The 21,801-nt window shown below is 49.9% G+C and carries 18 protein-coding genes; 6 read left to right on the plus strand and 12 right to left on the minus strand.

From position 1 onward, the window contains the following. Nucleotides 1-43: 43 nt before the first annotated feature. The 4 genes from ACYVAM_RS07030 to ACYVAM_RS07045 form a co-directional block, all read right to left on the minus strand. Complete coding sequence (locus ACYVAM_RS07030; RefSeq protein ID WP_461065307.1) at nt 44-1,162, minus strand: FAD-dependent monooxygenase; 1,119 nt, start codon at nt 1,160-1,162, stop codon at nt 44-46. 80 nt (nt 1,163-1,242) lie between these two features. Beyond that, a complete protein-coding gene (locus ACYVAM_RS07035) occupies nt 1,243-2,097 on the minus strand; it encodes a helix-turn-helix domain-containing protein (protein ID WP_461065683.1) in 855 nt (284 codons plus the stop codon). A gap of 100 nt (nt 2,098-2,197) precedes the next feature. Beyond that, the gene (locus ACYVAM_RS07040) at nt 2,198-2,980 is read right to left on the minus strand and encodes a DUF6597 domain-containing transcriptional factor (protein ID WP_461065309.1); all 783 of its coding nucleotides are present in this window, start codon (nt 2,978-2,980) and stop codon (nt 2,198-2,200) included. A 174-nt stretch (nt 2,981-3,154) separates the two neighbouring features. Continuing rightward, nucleotides 3,155-3,997 (minus strand): LysR substrate-binding domain-containing protein, encoded by an 843-nt coding sequence (locus ACYVAM_RS07045; RefSeq protein WP_461065311.1) that lies wholly within the window; start codon nt 3,995-3,997, stop codon nt 3,155-3,157. Nucleotides 3,998-4,101: 104 nt separating this feature from the next. Here ACYVAM_RS07045 and ACYVAM_RS07050 point away from each other — a divergent pair, with 104 nt between their 5' ends. The 4 genes from ACYVAM_RS07050 to ACYVAM_RS07065 all read left to right on the plus strand — a co-directional run bounded on the left by ACYVAM_RS07050 (nt 4,102) and on the right by ACYVAM_RS07065 (nt 9,911). Beyond that, nucleotides 4,102-5,445 (plus strand): proton-conducting transporter transmembrane domain-containing protein, encoded by a 1,344-nt coding sequence (locus tag ACYVAM_RS07050; RefSeq protein ID WP_461065313.1) that lies wholly within the window; start codon nt 4,102-4,104, stop codon nt 5,443-5,445. Nucleotides 5,446-5,461: 16 nt separating this feature from the next. Beyond that, a complete protein-coding gene (locus tag ACYVAM_RS07055; protein WP_461065315.1) occupies nt 5,462-7,696 on the plus strand; it encodes a DUF2309 domain-containing protein in 2,235 nt (744 codons plus the stop codon). Then, on the plus strand, nt 7,678-8,559 hold the full coding sequence (locus ACYVAM_RS07060; RefSeq protein WP_461065317.1) for a DUF6671 family protein: 882 nt from the start codon (nt 7,678-7,680) through the stop codon (nt 8,557-8,559). Before ACYVAM_RS07055 ends, ACYVAM_RS07060 begins: the two co-directional genes overlap by 19 nt. Before the next feature lie 200 nt (nt 8,560-8,759). Beyond that, complete coding sequence (locus ACYVAM_RS07065) at nt 8,760-9,911, plus strand: hypothetical protein (protein WP_461065319.1); 1,152 nt, start codon at nt 8,760-8,762, stop codon at nt 9,909-9,911. A 37-nt stretch (nt 9,912-9,948) separates the two neighbouring features. On the opposite strand, the gene ACYVAM_RS07070 is transcribed toward ACYVAM_RS07065, so the two are convergent. The 6 genes from ACYVAM_RS07070 to ACYVAM_RS07095 all read right to left on the minus strand — a co-directional run bounded on the left by ACYVAM_RS07070 (nt 9,949) and on the right by ACYVAM_RS07095 (nt 18,204). Continuing rightward, nucleotides 9,949-10,644, minus strand: coding sequence for a hypothetical protein (locus ACYVAM_RS07070; RefSeq protein ID WP_461065321.1), 696 nt, complete (start codon nt 10,642-10,644; stop codon nt 9,949-9,951). Nucleotides 10,645-10,861: 217 nt separating this feature from the next. Continuing rightward, complete coding sequence (locus tag ACYVAM_RS07075) at nt 10,862-13,144, minus strand: TonB-dependent receptor (RefSeq protein ID WP_461065323.1); 2,283 nt, start codon at nt 13,142-13,144, stop codon at nt 10,862-10,864. Between the two features lie 196 nt (nt 13,145-13,340). Further along, entirely contained in the window at nt 13,341-13,574 is a 234-nt protein-coding gene (locus tag ACYVAM_RS07080) for a hypothetical protein (protein ID WP_461065325.1), read from the minus strand. Nucleotides 13,575-13,580: 6 nt separating this feature from the next. Then, nucleotides 13,581-14,735, minus strand: a complete 1,155-nt coding sequence (locus ACYVAM_RS07085; RefSeq protein WP_461065327.1) for a PepSY-associated TM helix domain-containing protein — start codon at nt 14,733-14,735, stop codon at nt 13,581-13,583. Between the two features lie 84 nt (nt 14,736-14,819). Then, nucleotides 14,820-17,249: a TonB-dependent receptor domain-containing protein gene (locus tag ACYVAM_RS07090; RefSeq protein WP_461065329.1), complete on the minus strand. Its 2,430-nt coding sequence runs from the start codon at nt 17,247-17,249 to the stop codon at nt 14,820-14,822. 256 nt (nt 17,250-17,505) lie between these two features. Next, nucleotides 17,506-18,204: a hypothetical protein gene (locus ACYVAM_RS07095; protein WP_461065331.1), complete on the minus strand. Its 699-nt coding sequence runs from the start codon at nt 18,202-18,204 to the stop codon at nt 17,506-17,508. Nucleotides 18,205-18,363: 159 nt separating this feature from the next. Between ACYVAM_RS07095 and ACYVAM_RS07100 the strand changes: the two genes are divergently transcribed. Next, entirely contained in the window at nt 18,364-18,855 is a 492-nt protein-coding gene (locus ACYVAM_RS07100) for a MarR family winged helix-turn-helix transcriptional regulator (RefSeq protein WP_461065333.1), read from the plus strand. A 6-nt stretch (nt 18,856-18,861) separates the two neighbouring features. Then, nucleotides 18,862-19,338 carry a GNAT family N-acetyltransferase gene (locus tag ACYVAM_RS07105; RefSeq protein ID WP_461065335.1) on the plus strand — a complete coding sequence of 159 codons (477 nt, stop codon included), beginning with the start codon at nt 18,862-18,864 and terminating at the stop codon, nt 19,336-19,338. A 59-nt stretch (nt 19,339-19,397) separates the two neighbouring features. Here the strand turns inward: ACYVAM_RS07105 and ACYVAM_RS07110 are convergent, their stop codons facing one another. Further along, on the minus strand, nt 19,398-21,059 hold the full coding sequence (locus ACYVAM_RS07110; protein ID WP_461065337.1) for a beta-N-acetylhexosaminidase: 1,662 nt from the start codon (nt 21,057-21,059) through the stop codon (nt 19,398-19,400). Nucleotides 21,060-21,114: 55 nt separating this feature from the next. Continuing rightward, the gene (locus ACYVAM_RS07115) at nt 21,115-21,780 is read right to left on the minus strand and encodes a GDSL-type esterase/lipase family protein (protein WP_461065339.1); all 666 of its coding nucleotides are present in this window, start codon (nt 21,778-21,780) and stop codon (nt 21,115-21,117) included. Nucleotides 21,781-21,801: the final 21 nt, after the last annotated feature.

Consider the following 21,801-nt stretch of genomic DNA (forward strand, 5'->3'; position numbering starts at 1 on the left):
CGATCGACCTGTTGCGGATAGATTGCATAAAGTTTTCTGAAGACTACCAGGGATCTTTCTGTGTGTTTCGTTTACGAATTGCTTCTTCAGTTCTTGGGATAAAGTTTTCTCTTACATTTAATTCGGCTTCGGCTTGAACGTCGTCAATAAACGGTCGTAAAGTTTTGTTGTAATCCGTAAACGCTAAGCTGAAATTCCCGTTGTGTTTTTCCAGCGCATCGGCTAGCGCTGCCGCCCCTTCCATCGCTAAAGAACCTCCCATTCCGGCAGCGGGCGAAGCGCAATAGGCTGCATCACCTACCAGGGCTACTCTGCCTTTTGTCCACGACGGCATTTTTATCTGACAGAATTTATCGAAGTAAAAATTTTCTGATTTTTCTATTTCTTCCAGTAATTCGGTAGTTCTCCATCCTTGTCCCGAAAATTGTTTCAGAATGATATTCCTTTGCTGCTCAATATCACGGTAGTCGTAGGGGATTTGTTTTTCAGAAAGAAAGCAAAAAATAATGTCAGTTTTGTTCTTGTACGCATTAAGCATATATGCTTTGCTCGGCACATTATAAAATTGCATTGTGTTCTGTTTTATCAATAATTTATTTACGATGGAGATGGAAAAGTAGGCGCCAAGAAAATAGCTATAGTCGATGTTCTGATCGAACCAGATTTTCCGTACGCCCGAATGTGTGCCATCACATCCAAATACCAGATCAAATGCACGTTGCGTACCATTTTTAAAGGTAACATGCATGCTGTCTTTTGTTTCGTCTAAGGCTGTAATACTGTTATTGAAAATAAATTCAACATCATTTTTTATACTGTTAAATAAAATGCCAACTAATTTGTCCCGTTCAATTTCTATTTCATCACCCGGCGATTGAACGCCTTCGTCTTTCAGTAGAATCGAGCCTTCTGTATCATCATCGGCATTTTTAAATTCTATTAATTCCAGGCTCAATCTGTCTGGTTTTAACTGGTCGAAAATGCCCATGCGCTTAATCAGGTCTATGGTATTTCCACGCAAATCAACGGCAGTGCCGCCCTTTCGGAGCTCGCTTGCCATTTCGACAACCGTTACCTTGTACCCCAGCTTATTCATCCAGTAAGCGGTTGAGAGCCCGGCTATACTTGCTCCTGAGACGAGCACTTTTCTTAATGAGTCCATGTATACACGAGTTTATTTAACCGTGCAAAGGAACAGCACCTAGCAAAGATGAAAAATGGCAATACAGGGTAGGTATTGGACTAATCGAGGTTTTTATTTCGAAAACCTAGAGCCGTCATGCCTGTAACTTTGGTGAAAAGCCGCGAAAAATAAGGGTAATCGTCGTAGCCTAATTCGGTCGCAATTTCTTTTACCGATTTGTCAGAATGAAAAAGTAATCGTTTCGCTTCTAAAATTACACGTTGCTGGATGTGATGTGAAACGGAATAGCCTGTTGTATTTTTGACGCATTCGTTTAAGTAAGGTGTCGATATGTTTAGCTTTTGGGCATACTCTGCCGGGCGTTTAGTAGAAGCATAATCACATTCTACTAGTTTTCTGAAGGCTTTTGTAATGATTTCGGCTCGTAAAATTTTGTCTGTTGAGGCAGGTTGTTCTAAATACTGTGAAGCAACTAAGGCAACCAATGTGTTGCAACTATCTTTTAGGAATGAATGATATAGCTTGTCGTTTTTTCGATCAAAAATTTTTAGACAAAGCGATACTGCTTCAGAAATAAGAGAAAATGTTTCTTTCGTCAATACCAACGGTTTTACGGGTGTACTATCCTCCAACAGTTTCAGATAGTCAGGGTTCAGGTTTTCAGTATCGATTGACCAGCTACTGACAGTTACATTGTTGAAGGCTATTATCCGATGCACTTGATTCGGGTGCATGTAGACAACAGACGGAGGGTTAATTGTATATTTTTTAAAATCGATTTCAATATGAACTGTTCCCCTTTCAAGTAAAAAGAATGAATGACCATCATCCCGATGTGATTGTTTCGCTTCATCGATGGGTAAATCGTCAAACGAAATTTTTTCGATAGAAATCCCTATGCCGAATTCATTCGCCATAGTATTTACCGGAATGGAGGAGTTTTTTTTGCGCATCGTTTTCACTGGGCGAAGACAGGTTTTGCGACCGTGTCGTATGTTGAACCGAATGTCCTCATAAACTATAAAATCGACGGTTATTCGGGCAGCAGCTATGTTATCCCGTCTGTCGGCTTACACGTCGCGCAAATGCCGCTGGGGTTGTGCCGCTGTAGCGTTTGAATTCCTTGCTTAGATGGGCTTGATCGGTATAGCCCAGTTCATGCGCTAAGCCAGCCAGATTGGTATCCGGATAAAGCTGTAAGTGATTTCGTACCTGCTCAAAGCGTATCAGACCGGACACGTCTTTAACCGTATAGCCAGCAGATTTCCTGAACTTCCTTTCCAGGGTACGAACCGTCGCATGAGCTGCTGCCGCGACCTGACTTACCGGCATGGTGCCGTTGGCTTCTCTCATGGCAACGCCTGCTTTGACCAGCGTATGGTCAGTGGCAGTCCTGAGCCGTGCATCCAGGAAATACTGTTTTGCCTGCGCTACCGCTTCGTCTATCTTACCCGCTTGAATCCACTTAGCCAGTGTAGCCTGAAGCTGGGCGATCGGATGCTCAACGATCGGCACGCCATCTTTACCGGATGGTAGTCCGAGTAAATCGAACACGGTCCAGGGAAAGCACCGGATACCAATGATTTCCAGTCGGTTCTTGGTATAAAAAACCACCGGCTGATTGAGCAATCCCAGCATAAACGGTGATGGCAATGGCTGCAAGCTTCCATTCGTAGAAAGGCTGCAGGAGCTACCAAAATGAAAAATTATTTCGGCGTAACTATCGGGGAGGACCTCAAAACTCGATTCTCGTTCTCCGACGTCTCTACTGTTATACCAAAAGCATTTTATGGTATCCTGTAGCGCTGAAGGGGGTTCAAACTCTTGGTGCTGCATGTTGAAAGATCGCCAGTTGGGGGGTATTAGCTACACGTATGGAGGAAAGTAACGAAGTCGTACGTCGGCGATGTTCCGAAATCCATTGATTTATTTGTGGACATACTGCTCTGCGTTAAATTCTCCCAATTGCGGCTGGTACATGGAGTCGACAACCCATTAGTCAGGCGGCTATCAATGTTTAAGTCTTCGCAAAACAAACTCTTCCAGGGTATTGATAGCCGCATTATTGGCTATGTGTTTAATCAGCGATATATGCGTATCGGCTAGTTTGGGGAGCAAAGAAGCATCGATGGCCTGCAAATCGTCAGGGATCATTGTTTGGGGCATCACCGAAATGCCCATGCCCGCCCTGACAGCCGCAACAGCGCCGGCATAGCTGGGACTGGAAAAGACAAGCCGCCAGGACCGACTCGCTTTCTCGAGTGATTTAACTGCAGAAGCACGATAGACGCAGGGCTGCGGAGCCAGAACCAGCGGAACGGGCTTTCCTGAATCAATCAGGCTTACATCCCCGACCCATTTGAGGGGCTCCGACCACACATCCAGGCCGTTCGGGAAGTCTTCGGGCCGATTCATTTTCACCAGAACCAGATCAAACTCATTCTTCTTAAAACGATCGAATAGATTCAGGGTCAGATCGCATTCGATGTTGAGCAGTATTCTTGGATGAATACGGGAAAAATCAGCCAGTACTTCGGATAGGTAGACACTGGCGAAATTTTCCGGAAGGCCAAACCGTACTTCCCCTTCGAGTTCGGGCTCTTTAAAGCGGTCCAGTGCTTCCCGATGAAGCGCAAAAATTCGACGTGCATACCCCAGGAAAATTTCTCCTTCGGGCGTTAGCGTAAATGCTTTTCCTCGCACCAGCAGCAACTTTCCTAACAAGCTCTCCAGCTTGGTCATCTGCTGACTAATGGCTGATTGGGTGCGGCCTACTCGTTCGGCAGCCTTCGTAAAGCTACCCGTTTCGGCAACGGCAATGAAACATTGCAAGGCGATGGTATCGATGTTCATAAGAATTTCTAATATAAGGTATTAGAATTTCGAGTTTTTCTAATATTAGGATAGCTAATACATTTGAGCGCTGAAACAAATATAACTTATAAACAGGATTACGAATGATTCTTTCATTACTCAGTGCACTTGTTCATTTCGATCGATTGTCCATAACCATGATGCTATTGGTGGACTTCGTCGGTTTATGCGTTGGCAGCTTTGCTTCCCGGTATCTGAAAGGAGATGGCCAATATCGACCGTTTTTTATTCGGCTGGCGGTACTGATTGGCTCGGTCATGATTATGGTCAGTGCGGATCATCTGCTCCTCCTGTTAGTGGCCTGGTGTGTAAGTAATGGGCTGCTGGTTCAGTTAATGATTTACAAAACGGGCTGGAAAGCCGCTAAAGCCGCCGGGCTTCTGGCAACAAAAAATTTCATCGGGGGGAGCGTATGTGTAGCCAGCGCTTTCGGCCTAGTGTATGTAACAACTGGAGAAACCAGTATCCAAACCCTGATTCACCAGCATCCGCTTTCTCCCATTATGCTGCCGGCGTTGGGCTTGCTGCTGATCGGAGCAATGACCCAGTCGGCCATATGGCCCTTCCACCGTTGGTTGATTAGTTCACTTAATTCGCCAACGCCGGTTTCGGCCATCATGCATGCTGGCCTAATTAACGGAGGAGGGTTTTTACTCGCCCGGTTCGCGCCACTCTATCTGCAAAGTCCATTTCTGCTGACAGTACTAGTCGTTACTGGGTTCTGTACGGCGTTGCTGGGTACCTTATGGAAGCTCCTGCAACCGGATGTAAAACGGATGCTGGCCTGTTCGACAATGAGCCAGATGGGTTTTATGTTCGTGCAGTGCGGATTAGGCCTGTTCCCGGCAGCGGTGGCGCATCTGGTCTGGCATGGCCTGTTCAAAGCCTATCTGTTCCTGTCCAGCGGGAGCGCTGCCAAGGAAAAACGCGTAGATCAGGGCTATCCACCCACACCCGTTGCCTTTATCTGTGCCCTTATCTGCGGGTTAGCCGGCAGTTTCAGCTTCGCCGTTTCCAGTGGTAAAGTCTGGATAACAGACGATACGACACTCGTGTTGATCGTCGTAGCTTTTCTAACCGCCAGTCAGTTTGCCCTGCCAATGCTCCAGCCCAAACCCTTACGAACGCTACCACTGGCATTGATCGGCACCGCCCTTTTTGGGGCAGCTTATGGATGTAGTGTGCAACTGATCACGTGGTTTATGGCACCGATGGCGTTGATGCAGCCACAGCCCCTAAATGGCTTTCACGTTGCGGGCCTGCTGGCGCTCACGATGGCCTGGCTATCCAGACTATTCCTGCGAACACCTGAGACAGCAGCCTCCTCTTCAGACTGGATGCGGAAAGGATACGTGACGGCGCTCAATGCAAGTCAACCCCATCCGGATACCATAACGACACACCGCAACCACTATCAGTATCAATAAACCCACCTCATCCATCATGGAAACAACCGTCGTGATCAGCCCAGACGTCCAAACCTTACAGCCAGCCGAAAACCTGGATACTACCTCAGTATCCGATCTGGTTGCGCAAAGTTTCAAAACAATAGCGCCATTCTGGCCACTAAAGAACCTGATTGCTGTTAATCCCCTCCAGGGATTGGAAGATTTACCTTTTGAGGAAGCCCTGCCCCTGGGCAGCGCCTATTTTCAGCAGGCCTCCTTACCAGTGCCCATAGAGGCTGTCAATCGTCAAACCATCAAATGGTTGCAGGCTTATTTTGACGATGGGCAGGCGACTCTGTCCATGCCGCTGCGCCGGGAAGGATTATATGCCGCCTGGCGACAGCTTGCCATCCATGATACGTGCTTACACGCTAATGATAAGCAAAAACAGGCATGGTTGGCCACTTTGCCCGAAAACCCAGCGCAGGCCATACTGGAGTGCCTGCTTCATCTTGGCATTGCCCCCGCCGAACACCAGCAATTTCTAACCCTCCTGCTCACGACCTTGCCGGGCTGGGCATCCTACATCCGGTACCGCACAGACTGGGCGGGACTCGATACCAACCATCCCCATCCGGTAACCCAGGTCGAGTATCTGGCCGTTCGGCTCATCATCACCCAGTTGTTATGGCCGGATGCGAAAACGTTATTGACCTGGCATCAGCAGGTTCTGGAACAGGCTTCGTCAAAAACTAACGTGCTAGCGAAAATTCAACAGGCTGAAAATACGTATCGCCTGCCGCTGCTTCAACAACTAGCGGCCCAGCCCCTGGAAGGGCCACGCACACCCGACGCACAGCTTGTTTTCTGTATCGATGTCCGGTCGGAGCCCTTTCGTCGGACACTGGAAGCGACGGGAGATTATCAGACACTGGGGTTTGCTGGCTTCTTTGGCATCCCGGTTCAGATCACCGATACCGTAACGGGCGAATCGCATGCCTCCTGTCCGGTGCTCCTCTCGCCCAAACATACGGTCTACGAATCGCCTTGCTGTAGCCCGGCTGAACGGGAGGATGATCGCAAGGGTTATGTTCGTTTGACCAAGCTCAGGCAACTCTATCAATCCCTGAAATATACCTTCACGACGCCCTTTGCGCTGGTTGAGAGTCTGGGGTTGGCCAGTGGTGCCTGGATGGGATTACGCAGTCTGGCACCCGGCTTTGCCTCCCAGCTTAAGCGCAGCGTTACCCAGTCGATCCGAAAACCGATGGCGGTAGAATCATCGCTGGCAACGCTTCCACTGGCGGACCAATGTGCGTATGCCGAAGGAGCGTTGCGGTTAATGGGACTAACCCACCATGTTGCTCCGCTGGTCGTCTTTTGCGGACACGGCAGCACGACCCAGAACAATGCCTATGCAACGGCGCTCGACTGTGGCGCCTGTGGCGGACGGCACGGCGCCCCGAACGCCCGTATTCTGGCGGGACTTCTCAACACGGCTGAGGTCAGAACGTATCTGGGTCAGAAAGGAATTTCGATACCTGATACCACCCGGTTTATGGCGGCCGAGCACAATACGACCACAGATGAAGTGACCCTTTATGGCAATGACGCATCCGAAGCGTGCCAAAAGTTAACACAGGATCTGGCAAAAGCGCGACAGGCCAACAGCATCGAGCGGCTGAAGCAGATGCAAAAAAACGCTGACCGTAACGGTGGAGCCCGGCAAACCTGGCTGCGGTCGCAGGACTGGGCCCAAGTTCGTCCAGAATGGGGGCTGGCTCGTAATGCGGCCTTTGTTGTCGGTCCGCGTGACCTGACGGCGGCTCTCAACCTGGAAGGGCGCTCCTTCCTCCACTCTTACGATTATATACAGGACCCAACGGGCTCATCACTCACCACGATTCTCACGGCGCCCATGGTAGTCGCCGAGTGGATTAATACACAATATCTGTTCTCTACGCTGGACAATGTAGCGTTTGGCGGTGGCAGCAAAATAACGCAGAATATCACCGGTAAAATCGGCATTATGCAAGGGAATTCAAGTGACCTGATGACCGGCCTGCCTTTGCAATCCGTCTACGCCAGCGACCAGCTTGCCTATCATCAGCCCCAACGATTGATGACCGTAGTATATGCTCCCCGCCCGCTGCTGGATGCCATTATTCAGGCTCAGCCCGTTCTGCAAAAACTGTTTGGGAACGGATGGGTACAATTAGCCTGCATCGAACCAGAGGATCGTCAAACCTATCTATTGACCCGTGACCTACTATGGCAGCAAGCGAAGTGAAACGCCCGTCAGCGTATGCAGGAAGCTGTATTCTTCTCACCACCAAACAGGCTAAGTCTATTGCCATAGCCCCTCCATTCTGGGAGGAGCTGGGTGCGAGTGTCCTGGAGTATGTGATAGATACGGATCAGTTTGGGACATGTACGGGTGAGGTAGACCGGTCTGGCAGTGACCTCGACTGTGCCCGACGCAAATGCGAATCGGCCTTTCACCGCCTGGGGAACAAGGTTGACTTTGCCCTGGCCAGTGAGGGTAGCTTTGGCCCGCACCCACTTCGGCCATACCTGCCGTGTGATCGTGAGGTACTTTATTTTATTGACCGAAGAAAAGGCTTCCATTTGCATCTTTCGTATCAAAGTGAAAAGACGAATTATGGCATGGGTAGCGTGGATTCCTGGGAAGCATTGCAGTTATTCGCCAGGGCTTCCCTGTTTCCCTCGCATGCGCTGATCATACGGCCCAACGACCGGCATACAAAGGCACCCATCTTTAAGGGTATTGAATCACTAGCGGCTCTGGAGGAGGCTTATAAGGAGGCAAAGCGGTATTCGGCGCAGGGTAAAGTTTGGGTAGAAACGGACATGCGGGCCTCCTACAATCCGACGCGCATGCAACTGATTGGCGAACTGGCAACGTTGCTGGCCAAGCGTCTTTCCTGCATATGCCCCTCTTGTCAAACACCTGGCTGGGGAAACGTTAGTCTTGAAAAAGGGTTGCCGTGTCGTGAATGCGGCAACGAAACCCACCTGATAAAAACAAAAATCGATGGCTGTGTAAAATGCAATTACAAGCAGTTTAGAGGTCGTTCGGATGGTCTGACGCAGGCTGACCCAGGGCAGTGTAATGTTTGTAATCCCTGCTGAAAGGGTTTAGAATTTGTCGGTATATCAGCGTTGCCCGAATGGTTTTTCTGACGAATGGATTTTTTTTGCACAAGCTCTTTATCCTGAAAGGCGGGTCAGTGGTTTTTGGTAGGGATGTTTGCTAATCGCCTGTTTAATAACACAATAAGTCTTGATTTGCTGATTTTTTATGCCCAAATTGCCTGAAAACTTCTGATACAATGGAGCCGCGGGAGCCATTTCAACCTAAACAGGATAAAGGGAAATTATCGGGTGGAGTGAGTTCAATGCCTGCACGCACTCAGCTAACGACAAAGTTTGGCGCTCCCATACTGGATTACAGTGTTATGAAGGCCCAAAAAGAGGGAAGGTTCAGAACGGGCCGGGCAAAGTTTGGCGTTGTCAAAAGTTTACAGGACTGGATAAAAATGTTTAACCAGGCCCTGCAAAAAGGCCATAAAAACGACGCACTAAAAGCGCTCAATGGGCTGAAGGAAACGCTTATCAAAGATAGCAAGTCAAAATTAAAACCCCCCAAAAAGGGAACCTTGAGTAGTAATGCCCCGGAGGAGGCCCAGGGATTTTATAAACGTTGGATTGAAGCAACCGAAGCCCACATTACCCATATTACTACCGAAACAAACTGGCTTGCCGATTTACGCAGTGACTACCTGAACATCGACGACTTGTCGGGTACATTTACCCGAGACGTATTCCTGGAACGGATCAAGGTTTTAGAGATGCGAAATGTACCTGTATCCTGTTTAGCGTGTCTATGGGATTATGCCAGCCCACGGCTGCAAAAGCGGATAATTAAGGTATTGAGCTTCAGCGAAGAGCTAAAATCGGTTGATGGAATTGATTATTTCCTGGAAGCCATCACTTCCGGAGGCCTTGGCAGTAAGCTCGCGGAAGACCTCATGCACTGGACGAATGGAATTGAGCATTATGACGTTGAGTCCTACAAGATATCCTTTGACGACTGGCTGAAAGAAAAAGACAAGCTGGAGTTAACGGTCCCTTATTTCAACAAAGAGCAGCGGGAAGCGTACCGATTAACGATCCGCGACGGTAAATTCTATAAAGCCAATGGTGAGCCCATTACAGGTAATAATATTTATGTTCTAAGTAGCGATGATGTATTTTATGGAGGAGCTGACGGTGTAAAAGGCCTTCATCACACGTCCTTTATGGCCGGTAAGCCCGTCAAATGTGCCGGTCATATAATTACCGATTCTGTGGGTAATTTGTTGGAAATCAACACGACCAGTGGCCATTACGCACCCAGTACTGCAAACCTGATGCGCGCCAAAGTGGTGCTTAAAAAGGTAATGAATGTAGAAAATGTAAAATTCGATAATAAATTTGGTTGAGGTTGCTTCTTAGCCACTGTATGCACCCAGACCCACCCTATAGTTCCTGGCTACTTTGGTATTCATGCAGATCAGGGATGGATACCAGTGAAGGAGCCGATAAGTCGCTCAGATACCACTGATCTGGATCGAGTTCCGCTGCGTTCAGCAAGGGAAAAGCCTCTTTAAGTTGCTGGTCGGCATACGTTTTAGCCGCTGCCGACAAACGTCCGTCCGCAAAAGCCCTGTCAATTACCGACTGAGTGCTTAGTCTGCATGTAGTTACCAGAGCGGCTAAACCATTATGCCGTATGGTAAGGTCAGTCTGGTTAAGCAAATCGACGATGGCATCCCCATCGTCTGGTCGGGACAACGTAAATAAAGCGGTTGATGCCTGAACCGCCAGTACACTGGGGCTAGCTTGTATAATTTTCAGAAGTCGATTGATAATGACTTTGTGGTCATTTTCTGGAAGTTCGGTGTCATACCGTTGCAAACCAACAAGGGCCGCCAGCACGTAATAACTATCAATTAATTGATGGAGTCCTTTTCGCAGGGTGTCCCAGCGAACGTCGGCCGGTATCAGGTAAGGATGCATCAATAGATTCGCGATGGCCTGTTCGTCATTCCACTGCTCAATGAGCGTCGTAATGACAGCCTTTTCCTGCGTTGTGGAGTTTCGGAGTTGCCTGGCCAACAGCGACGCATCGTCCAGCGTAGTGGCACGAAGAAACTGCTCTAGGGTTGTTGTCATAAGTTTTCCGGAGGTCCAGGTTCGTTCCTTAAAGATACAAAACGGCAACACCTTTGTCAAAATGGTCGTGAATCGAGGCTTCCAGTTGCTGGGTACGCAGCGGCACTAGTTGAACCGATAAGCGACGAAACCAGGCTTCACTTTCTCAATCTCCGGACGAATCTTGGTCAATCAACTGGGTTTTTCGGATCAACATCCGGCCAAAACCTGGCACCGGTCACCAGAAATAGGTCAGGCTCAATCGGGCGAAGAAAGGCGTACCGGGTGTAAAGTGAATTTCTTCGACTGGGGCCGCTTCGCCTTTTAGTCGACTCTCGGTGGCAAACTGCGTTTCTTTCCAACGGGTATTCAGCAGGTTCTGAATCGATAACCCAATTGTGTAGGCTTGTTTGGCATAATTGACCTGCATGTCGGTAATAAAATAACCGGTTGCGACAATCGTATTGTCCTCATTCGCAGGCCGATCTGCCATATACCGGTAGCGGAGGGAGCCGCTCAACCCATAATGCGTTTGTAACGAAAGGCCACCCGTCGACGTAAATGTTGGTGCCAGCGGCAGGTAATTCTGCCCCTCTGCCACATCCAATGACCGGGGATTTGCCGTATTCAGATCAACATCCGCGTATATGCTTTTCGTCAGCTGGTAGCGTACCGATAGGTCAAGTCCCTGTCGGCGTGACCGCCCACTGGGCTCGACCACGCCCTCGTCGCCCACATACACAAACTCCTGCCGCATCCATAAATACCAGGCTGCCGCATTGATCAGCAGTCTCGGGAAAGGTTTTAGTATGACGCCCAGATCGGAACCATAAGCTCCCGGCAGAATCTCGCGTCCGTTCTGTGCGGTAACCACGCGGGCATCATTGGAATGAAAGCCTTTGCCGGTATTCAGGTAAATCTGAACCCTTGGATTAACCGTGTAATAGACATTCAGTTTAGGCGATACAATAGCCTGCGTAGCTCGTTTTGTGCGATCGGCCGGGGCCGCGCTCAACAACGCCAGCAAATCGTCATACTGGCTGCGGAAGTAATCGACCCGCACGCCAGCATTCATTGTGAAACGGCTCGTTAAGTGGACCAGTTCATCGGCATAGAGCGCTGCGTTGATTTCATTAACATTGCCCAACTGAATGGGATTCAGGGTTTCAATCCGATTTTTAGTGTGGGACAACTCTGTTCCGTGGGTTATATCCTGGCGATATTGAGCACCCAGCGTTGTTGTCCCGTTGGTTTTGCCAATACTAGTCCGGGTCGAGTAACTGCCATTGTACCCGAACAGGTTTCGGTGCTCTTTCTGACGAATCTGGTCGCCATTCACGGTGTCTTTGAGAAAGAAAGTAAAGTTGGAATAGAGCTCAAAAGTATAATGGCTATAGAAAAGCTGATTCTTGATAACGTGGTTGCGGGGAGTCACCGTAACGAGCTGGGCATTAAAATTAGTCCGGCTTGTTTCACCACCTTCGGTTGGGTCGATGGAGCCAAACCAGTCCGTCAGTCCTGAAGCAACCGCCCGATCCGGAATCTGCCCTGAATGGTTCCATTGGCTCCAGAAGGTAGAGCCTGTCAGGGTCAGATTCGTATTCGTGCCCAAATGGCCATGGTATTTGCCAAGTACATTGAGCCGCTTGAAGTACTGGGGATTATCGAAGTACGAATTCGTGGCTGAATATTCTGAGGCCAGATACGCTGATTGGCTTTTCTTTCGCCCTGCTTGCCCCAATAAATCGATCCCGGCAACGGCGCGGTAAGAAGCATACTGACCAACTTCCAATTTCGCGAAACTTTTATCCAGTGCAGTACGGGTTCGAAAATCAACCCAACCCGCTGTTGCCAGGTTTCCTTTGTCGGTCGTATAAGGGCCTTTCTTGAAGTCCACTCCTTCAACCAGTTCAGGAATGACGAAGTGTAAATCGGCATAGCCTTGCCCATGCGCATGGGAGATCATATTGACCGGCATACCATCGACCGTCAGGCGAATATCGGTACCGTGATCCAGGTCAAATCCACGTAGAAATATCTGTTCGGCCTTACCCCCTCCGGCATGCTGGCCGATGAACAGGCCGGGTACAGAACGGAGAATCTCCTGCGAGTTGGTGATGGGGCGCAGTTTTATGTCCAGACTGCTGATGAGTTGCTGATCGTGTGCACGGGTTGCCGACACCTGTACCTGACTCAGTTCAATCGGTGCACTGATCAGCGTGACGGTAATAAACGTAGTCTGGTCATTTCCGACGGTTGCGGTGACCAGCTGGTTTTGAAAGCCTACATGAGAGAACTCCAGTTTATAAGGAGCTGCTACCAAGTTCGTAAAGCGAAATTGTCCCAACTCATCGGTGAGTACCAGTTTACCGACGCCCGTCAACTGGACGGACACATGGCGCAACGGCAAATGGGTCGATTGATCATAGACAATACCGGCGATGTTGCCTAGATGAGCAAACGCAGCATGGACGGTTATTAATCCTAATGCCAGCGTAGCAAGTAATTTTTTTAGTGTCATGTACTACAAATGCCTCCGCCAACCAGAAACGAGCGGTAGTGCCACAAGAGACACACCAATCACTACCTGTTTACCGTGAATTTTGAACCAGGCCACCCTTTCAGGAACGAGATGAGTTACAAAAGTAGGATAACCTCGGTTCTGGATGGAATAAATGTGGTTGATGAGTCAATTTTTGGCGTAAATGAACAGGGTATCATCGGCTGCGTTTGACGGACACTGATTTCAGCACATACCGGCTAAGGACAACCAGTGGGATGGTCAGGCAAAACCAGGAAAGACCATCCCAGACATCATCGCCGATCAGAGCAGCCAACAGCCCGATTACGCTGATGAATCCTATGGCGATGGGTAAGGTCCAGACGTGCCAGTAATCATAGTTCCCCTTCCCGGTACGCGCTCGTCTGCGGATAAAACGTCTGTGTTTCAAAGTTTTCTATCGGCTAAAGGATGGCTGGGCAGTTGATTTCTGGCGGGATAGCTGGGCCTGGGTGGCTTTGTTGCGGGCAAACCATAAATAGAGGCCGCTACCTAAGACGATGATGGTAATTACGTCGAACAGCGCCCAGATGATTTTCAGGGGTAAGCCACCATAATCGCCGAAGTGCAACGGTTGCGAAATGAAAACAGCATTGACATACCAGGGCATGCTTCGCATATCGGTCAATTTGCCCGTTTTGGCATCGATCAGAGCTGGTTTCGCCAGCCGTGATGTCAATGGCGTGGTGCCTTTCATAAAAACAGCATAATGGTGCTGGCTGGAGTACAACGTACCCGGATAAGCCACGAACGACGGTTCCATGCCGGGGGCTGCTTCCCGGGCTATTTTCATGGCCTGATCCAGTGGCGCCAGGGTGCCCCGCAACGGAGCCGCCCCTTTGTAAGGAGCTACCATCTCGGCCAGTTGCCCCTGTTGCCATACTCCCTGTACCACTTCGGCCAGCGTGTTGAGCACGCCCGTAAAACCTACCACTGTGGCCCAAACGACCGTTACTACCCCAAGCAAATTGTGCAAATCGAGCCATTTCAACCGGGTCGATCGTTCGGTGCGGATCATGCCAAAGTTGAAGCGACGCATAATGGGACTGTAGAGCATCAGGCCTGACCCAATCGCCACGACAAACAGCAAGCCCATCAGGCCAAGAAATAATTTGCCGCCAATTCCCATGAACATGTCGATGTGCAGTTGCAGCATCACGTACATGAAGCCTTCCTGTAGCTTGGGTTCTTCCAGCACGCGGGCGGTGCGGTTGTCGTAAATAACCAGCTTGTAATTATCCGCCGGAGCCGTCATGGAATCAGACAGGGTGAACGTCGTCGTGTTCGGCTCATGTTCGTCCCAGTAAACGAAGCGAATCACTTTTGTTGGAAACTGCTCGCGAGCCGTCTGGGCGAGCCGTTCCAGCGGTACCGTTGGCGTTCCGGCTGGCAGGGAAGGTGCCAGCGGAGGCTTGCCTTCGAGGGCTTCTATCTCTTCGTGAAAGATAAGCGGTAAGCCCGTCAGACAGAGCATTAACAGAAAAGCTGTACAAATCAGACTCGTCCATTTGTGAATCTGAAACCAGGTTTTAACTTGGCTGGTGGTGCTCATGAGACCACTGGATTAGGTGACTTGAACTAAACAAGAAAACAGCCTGGCTCCGGCAGTTGCCGGAGCCAGGCCGATCAATATTCATTAAAACTTGTAGGCAACACTACCGGCGAAGCTTCTCAGTTTCTGGGCGTTCATGGTGGTGTAGCCAATCCAGTAATGCTGGTTGGTCAGGTTATCTACTTTCGCCGATATCCGGAACTTCCGCCGGTCGTAGAAGGCCGACGCGTTGAGAACTGTGTAAGCCGGTAAAATGAATTCACCCTGGCTAATACTATTCTGAATTTTGTTGTCGCTGGCGTAATTACCACCAATGCCAAAGCCCAGTCCACGGAGCCCGTATGAGTTGAAACGGTAGCTAAGCCATAAATTGGCCAACACGGGTGAGGAGGCCGTCGTAGGTCGGCGACCGTTCACATCGGCATCGGCCTTCGTCAGTTTTGAATCATTGTAGGAGAACCCGGCCACCACGTTGAAGCCCGTAAACGGATTCGCCACCACGTCGATTTCAACCCCCCGGCTTAACTGTGTGCCGTCCTGTGTCTGGGCAAATTTGGCTGCTGCCTGCGGGTTCGGGTCGGTACGCAGCAGGTTCTGCACCTGAATGTCATAGTAGCTGACCGTTGTGGTGAGCCGTCCGCCAAAGGCGTTTAGTTTCACCCCGGCTTCAAACTGGTTGGCCTGTTCCAGCTTGGCAAACTGCTGGGTCAGGCTGTCGGAATCCGTCACGTCGTAGGCATTATAAATCCCCTGGTTATTGAAGCTGTTCTGGTAATTGGCAAACAGCGATACCTTGTCTTTAAGGGGCTGATAAACAAGCCCGAACTTTGGCGAAAAAGCCGTCTGGGTATAGCCCGCCACGGGCGAACCGACAACGCCACCCTTGTTGTGAAAGTCATCGACCCGCAAAGCCGCCAGTACGCTTAACTGATCGGTTAGGTTCAGGACATCGGAAACGAAGGCGCTGTAGGTGTCCCGAATACCAGAGGAGGGATAGGTGAAATCCGGCGCTTTCGTAGCATATAGGGCAGTCAGAGCGGCCCCGGTGAATTTGCTGTAATCATAATCCCTGGCAACCGGGACCGTATCATAGACACTGCCGAAGAACAGTTGATTCGAGTTCACGTGCAGGTAATCCAGGCCAACGACAATCCGGTTACGCAGGCTGCCCAGCCGGAAATCGCCATTGAAAAGTTGTTGCACTTCAAACACATCATTGGTGCTGTTGCGCGTCGACTGATCGGCCCGAACGAGGTTGTTGTTGCCGAGTCCCCGATCCGATGGCAGGAAGTAAAAATAAGGTCCGAACCCATTAGAGTAGCTGTGGCTGGTGCTGATGTTTGTCGACGATGTAAAGGCGGGGGAGATCCGATAATTCACCTGACCAAACAGGTTCGTACTGCGCGACTGCTGGCTCAGGCCGTTGCCCATATACGAGTTCCGGTAGTCGACATTCAATTGGTCGGCGCGGGTGGCACCAAGCGTGTAGCCCGGCACATAGAAAAAGAAGAGTTGTTTGCCAACGTTCTCATTCCGGTAAATTTCGGCATCGAGCTGAATGGACAAACGCTCGGTAGGCTTGAACAGTAAACTGGGAGCCAGTGCAACCCGGCGGCTGAAGCCCTGCGTCTGAAATGTGCCTTCGTGATGGAACGCCGTATTGACGCGCAGCATCAGATTCCGGCTTTTGTTGAGTGGCGTATTGACATCAAGGCTGGCCCGCTGGAAATCGTAACTGCCTGCCGACAGGGTAACTTCGCCACCAAACGTTTCGTAGGGCTTCTTGGTAACCCGGTTGATCAGACCGCCATAGGAGGTCAGGGCGCTCCCAAACAGGGTAGCTGATGGCCCTTTTATCGTTTCCAGCTTTTCCAGGTTCACGGCGTCGATATCGCTGGTAACGTTACCTGCCAGGCCATTTCGCAGTTGGCTTTGCACAATGAAACCACGGGTATTGTAGTAACTTCCGCCATCGCCCGACCGGCCGGTGGCCTCCCACATTTTCTGAACACCCGGCGCATTCCGCATGGCGTCATCGACCGAAAAAACGAGTTGCTCGGTCAGTAATTCCTTTCCGATGGTGTTGTATACCTGCGGATTTTCCAGGTTCTTCAACGGCATCTTCGATACGTAATCACTCGATGAGCGGGAAAACCGGTTCGTACGACTGCCATTGACCGTTACTTCCGTCAACTGAGAGGCACTTTCTGATAAGGTAAAGTCAATGATAGCGGCTTCATTACCAGATACAGTAACGGACTGTTCTACTGTTTTCAGACCGATGGCAGATACCTGAAGCTGGTAGGTGCCCGCTTTTACGTGGTTGATCGAGAAGTCACCTTTTGCATTTGTCAAGGCACCCTGTCCTTTTCCTTTCAGGCTTACCGTTACGGCTTCGACTGGATTTCCGTCAGAGGTTTTTATATGGCCCCGGATCGTTCCTCCTGTCTGGGCCTGAGTAGTAAGAGCACTTAGTGAAAACGCAAGTACGTAGAGTAATTTAATGGCATTCATTTGCGGGTATTATATAGATTCATTCTAAAGAAGTGCAAATGAACGACAGATTTCGCTGAGATAAAATTTATTTTTAATAAATCTAAATAAAGGGAACTTCAGTAGGATTCAGAGAAGATACGTTTGGATACCAGCCATAATTCTCCAGCCCCGACTCTGTCATAGGTACTGGAGAAGTAGATGGACTCCGTGAGGGGTAAGCCAGTACAGGCGATTGACTACGAGAGCTCCTGTCCGAAAAAGATTGGTTGATTCCTTAAAATTTAAGCGCAATCAAGGCAGGTGCAAAGGCGGCCAGGGTAGTAAAGGACGCTACCTGCTGATAAGGTCTGTATTCTGAATGGCGAGTCGCTTTCTGGGCTAGAATATTGGTGGCTACGAACCCTGTCAGGTGAATAATGGACAGATATTGATGCAGCCTGAGACCACCGGAAGTTGCCTTGTGGCCGGTTCGTAATTTCGGGGGAGCTGTCAGCGAAAGAAGGGCCGTTGTGCCGTAGGCAATGTTTGTCATGGTCAGCGTCGTTTGCTGTGCAGTAAGCAAGCGGTTGTATTCTCCACCGGTGGCCCTGGATAGTTTGGCGTTCAGGATGCTCTGCATAACAAATCCCGCCAGGGTCGCATAACCGGTAATCTGATGAGCCACCAGCATAAAGCCACGTATTTTTTGTTCTTTCTGTCGCCCTTCGGGCGTCAGGGGAGCGGCTTTAATGACCCGAAGAAGCCCATTTGGTCCCCAGAAAATGCGCTGTGTAAAAAGCATCTTTTCGGGTAGAATCGGCTGAACAGCTAGCTCGTTCGCTGATGCCTCTAGCCGTAGGTTATCAGCCGTGGTATCCACCAAAGCAGCTGATGGCTGACGCACATAGGACGTGTCCTGAGCCTGATTTTGTAAAGCTGAACACAGCAGAAAGCCGATAAGGGTTGTTCGCAGAAGGGTAGAATAGCCTGGCATACCAAATGGATTTAATGGTTAGTGACGGGTTTCGAGGACTCGTTCTATGAGCCCTTACGGCCATGCGCCCCGTCCGGTTGCGTTCTTGCTAAGGATTTTCTTGACTTTATAAAATACTTTGCCTATCTATGTAAGAACTTACGTAAGTTCTTACATAATATGGATTTTATGGCCGAAATGGCCGAGTTGGCACTTGCCAGCCGACTCAGGCGATTAAGTGATATTTACTGGCAGGCGGTAACGGCAACTTACCGACAGTCGGGAGTGGATTTTGATGTGCGCTGGGCTACCATTTTTGTGCTCATTGCCCAACAGGGACCCGTTGCCGTTATGGAAATTGCCGAACGCCTGGGCATTACGCACCCGGCCGTGGTTCAGGTGATCAATGAGCTTGAAAAGCACGGGCTCATCGTGTCGGCAAAGTCTGAGCTGGACGGGCGCAAGCGTTTGTTGACATTGAGTGAATCCGGCAAGGCCATGCTGCCGAAGCTTCAGCCACTTTGGGACGCGTTCATTGCGGTTAACAAAAGCATGCTGGGCCAGCAAATGCACAACCTGTTGCTGTCGCTTGAGGACATGGAAGGACAACTAGCCGAACGAAGTTTTTTCGACCGAATACAGGACCAGTTAAATCAACAGCGTACTTCTTGATCTATTATGAACGACATGTCCATTATTCCCTACAGTGCCACTTATCAATCGGATTTCAAACGACTGAATATTGAGTGGATTTCCCGTTTTTTCGTTGTCGAACCGCACGATCTGGAACAGCTGGATCACCCGGAGGTCCATATTCTGCCAAATAATGGACAGATATTTTTAGCCAGCCTAGGTGATGCGATCGTAGGCTGCGTGGCGATGATCAATATGAGTGATCCAATCCGGGAAGATTCGGAATTTGAACTGGCCAAGATGGCCGTTTCGCCGACGGTTCAGGGCAAAGGAATTGGTAAAAAGTTGTGTATAGCCGCCATTGAGTACGCCCGGCAGTTAGGGGTTAAAACTATCTGGCTGGAATCCAATCGCATACTGACGCCGGCCCTGACCATGTATGCCAGCGTGGGTTTTCGTGAAGTGCCCAGTGTGCCAACGCCCTACTCACGCGCTGACATTCGGATGGAAATGACGTTGTGATGCGTACCAGGTGAGTGAACGCGTGATAGGCTAATACCAGTCACGGGTTCACTCATCTCTTACTTTTTCGCCGTTTCTTTCGGCCATACGTACTGAAAGGTGTTGTTGATCGGAGCGCCGAAATAATTGACCTTCAGGTAGTCCAGCCGCTTCTTATGAATTTCCAGCCGCTGTTTGAAGTCGTCGATGTTCCGGCTTGCCTGCGGGGTCCAGCCCGTTTCGGCAAGGGCAATAAGGCGTGGGTAAGCCATGTACTCGACCGAGTGCGTTGTTGGCAGGTATTCTGACCAAACGTTGCCTTGTATACCCAGAATGTGTTTCGATTGGTCGGCAGTCAGACTATCGGATACGGATGGGTTAAAACTATAGACTTTTTCGAGGGGGAGCAAGCCGCCAATGGTTACGGGTTGCGTTTTGGGGTCGGCCTGATAATAGTCGAGGTAACAATAGGTGGTGGGACTCATCACGACATCATGATTTTGCCGGGCTGCGGCAATGCCGCCACTAATGCCCCGCCAGCTCATCACCGTGGCGTTGGGCGACAGGCCGCCTTCCAGAATTTCGTCCCAGCCAATGATCCGGCGGCCTTTCGACGTAACGAATTTGTCGATACGCTGAATAAAATAGCTTTGTAATTCGTGCTCGTCTTTCAATCCTTTTTCTTTCATCAGTGCCTGACAGAAACGACTCTGTTTCCACTGTGTTTTGGGGCATTCATCACCACCAATGTGAATGTATTGACTCGGAAATAAGCCCATCACTTCAGTCAGGACATTTTCCAGAAACGTAAAGGTCTCTTCGCGCGGAAATAGCACATCGTCATGAACGCCCCAGTTGTAGGACACATCCAGAATTTTATCAGGATTGCTTCCCAGCTCGGGATAAGCAGCCAGCACGGCTACAGAATGGCCGGGCATTTCGATTTCAGGTATAACTGTAATGTAGCGTTCCTGCGCGTACTTGACCACATCCCGAATCTCATCCTGCGTATAAAAACCACCATAAGGTTTGTTATCATAGGCGTGATCCCGATAGTGACCGGCCATCGTCTTCTTGCGAACGGAGCTGATTTCGGTCAGCTTGGGGTATTTCTTGATTTCAATCCGCCAGCCCTGATCTTCGGTCAGGTGCCAGTGAAAGGTATTCATTTTATGCAACGCCAGCAGGTCGATGTACTTCTTGATGAATGGCACCGGATAAAAATACCGGCCAACGTCGAGCATCGATCCGCGATAGCCATATCGGGGCTGATCGGTGATGGTGCAGGCGGGCACCGTCCAGGCGACACCGCTTACTTTCGTTGGACTGAATACGGCCGCGGGCATCAATTGCAGGAGCGATTGCATACCATAAAAAAAGCCCTGCGGCTGTTCAGCCGTGATGACGATCTGTTTGGGCGATACCACCAGCGTATAACCCTCGGTGCTTAGTTTCTTTCCTTTTGCCTCCACGAAGGCAATGCCCTTCGATGCGTTTCCCGTGGTAATTACCGGACTTGATCCGGTAGCCTTCGCTAGCTGATCGGCCAGTAGCTGCGCAATCCGGCGTACGTCCGGATTCGCCGATTGCACAGAAATGGTTGGTGTAGCCGGTAACGCGTAGCTGCCCTTACCCACTTCCAGTTGGGTTGGCTTGGGCAAAATGGCGTAAGTAGCCGTCTGTGCCACGATGGACTGAACCGAAACCAGCAGGGCGACGGCACTGAGAAGAACTTTTTTCATGGAAGGAATTCGTTTCGTAAACCTACAGGGTATAAAGCTGCTGATTCCGTGCGATTTACTTTAAATAAGGCCTTAGTACAGTTGTCCAGCGCTCATACCCGGCGGGCAGCATGTGCAGGCTGTCGGGTTTAAACAAAGCGGGCACCGGCTGTCCATTTTGCCCAAGCATACTGGGGCGAATATCCACAAACTGCGTGTTTTTCTGTTTGCCCAAATACTGCCTGATGAGCTGGTTAGCTATGTCATTTTCCGGAAAATACTGCCGACGGGAAGGGCTGGGCTTGATCGAAATAAACGTGAACGTAGCCTTCGGCAGCTTTTTTCGAACGTGCTCGAATAAGGTCACAAACCGATCGAAGGTTTGTTTACCGGTTTGTTTGCCCGTCGCAATGTCGTTCTCGCCAGCATACAGCACCACCTGTTTGGGATGATACGGAATAATAATCCGGTCGGCATAGCGGATAACGTCGTTTAATTGGGAGCCGCCAAAGCCTCGTTGCAGGATTTGTTTGCCAGGGAAATAGGTGGCCAGATTTTCCCACAACCGGATGGATGAACTGCCCGTAAAAACAATAGCGTTCTGGGGTGGGGGCGAGGTCATATCGGCTTGCTCAAAAGCCCGGATTTCCGCTTCAAACGGGTGATTCGTTGCTACGGGTTGTGCTTGCCCCAGTGCCCAGGTACTAACAAAAAACAGGCCTATACACCAACTGATTTTCATGCGATTGACTACGGCAAGATG

This window comes from Spirosoma horti (genome assembly GCF_054776595.1).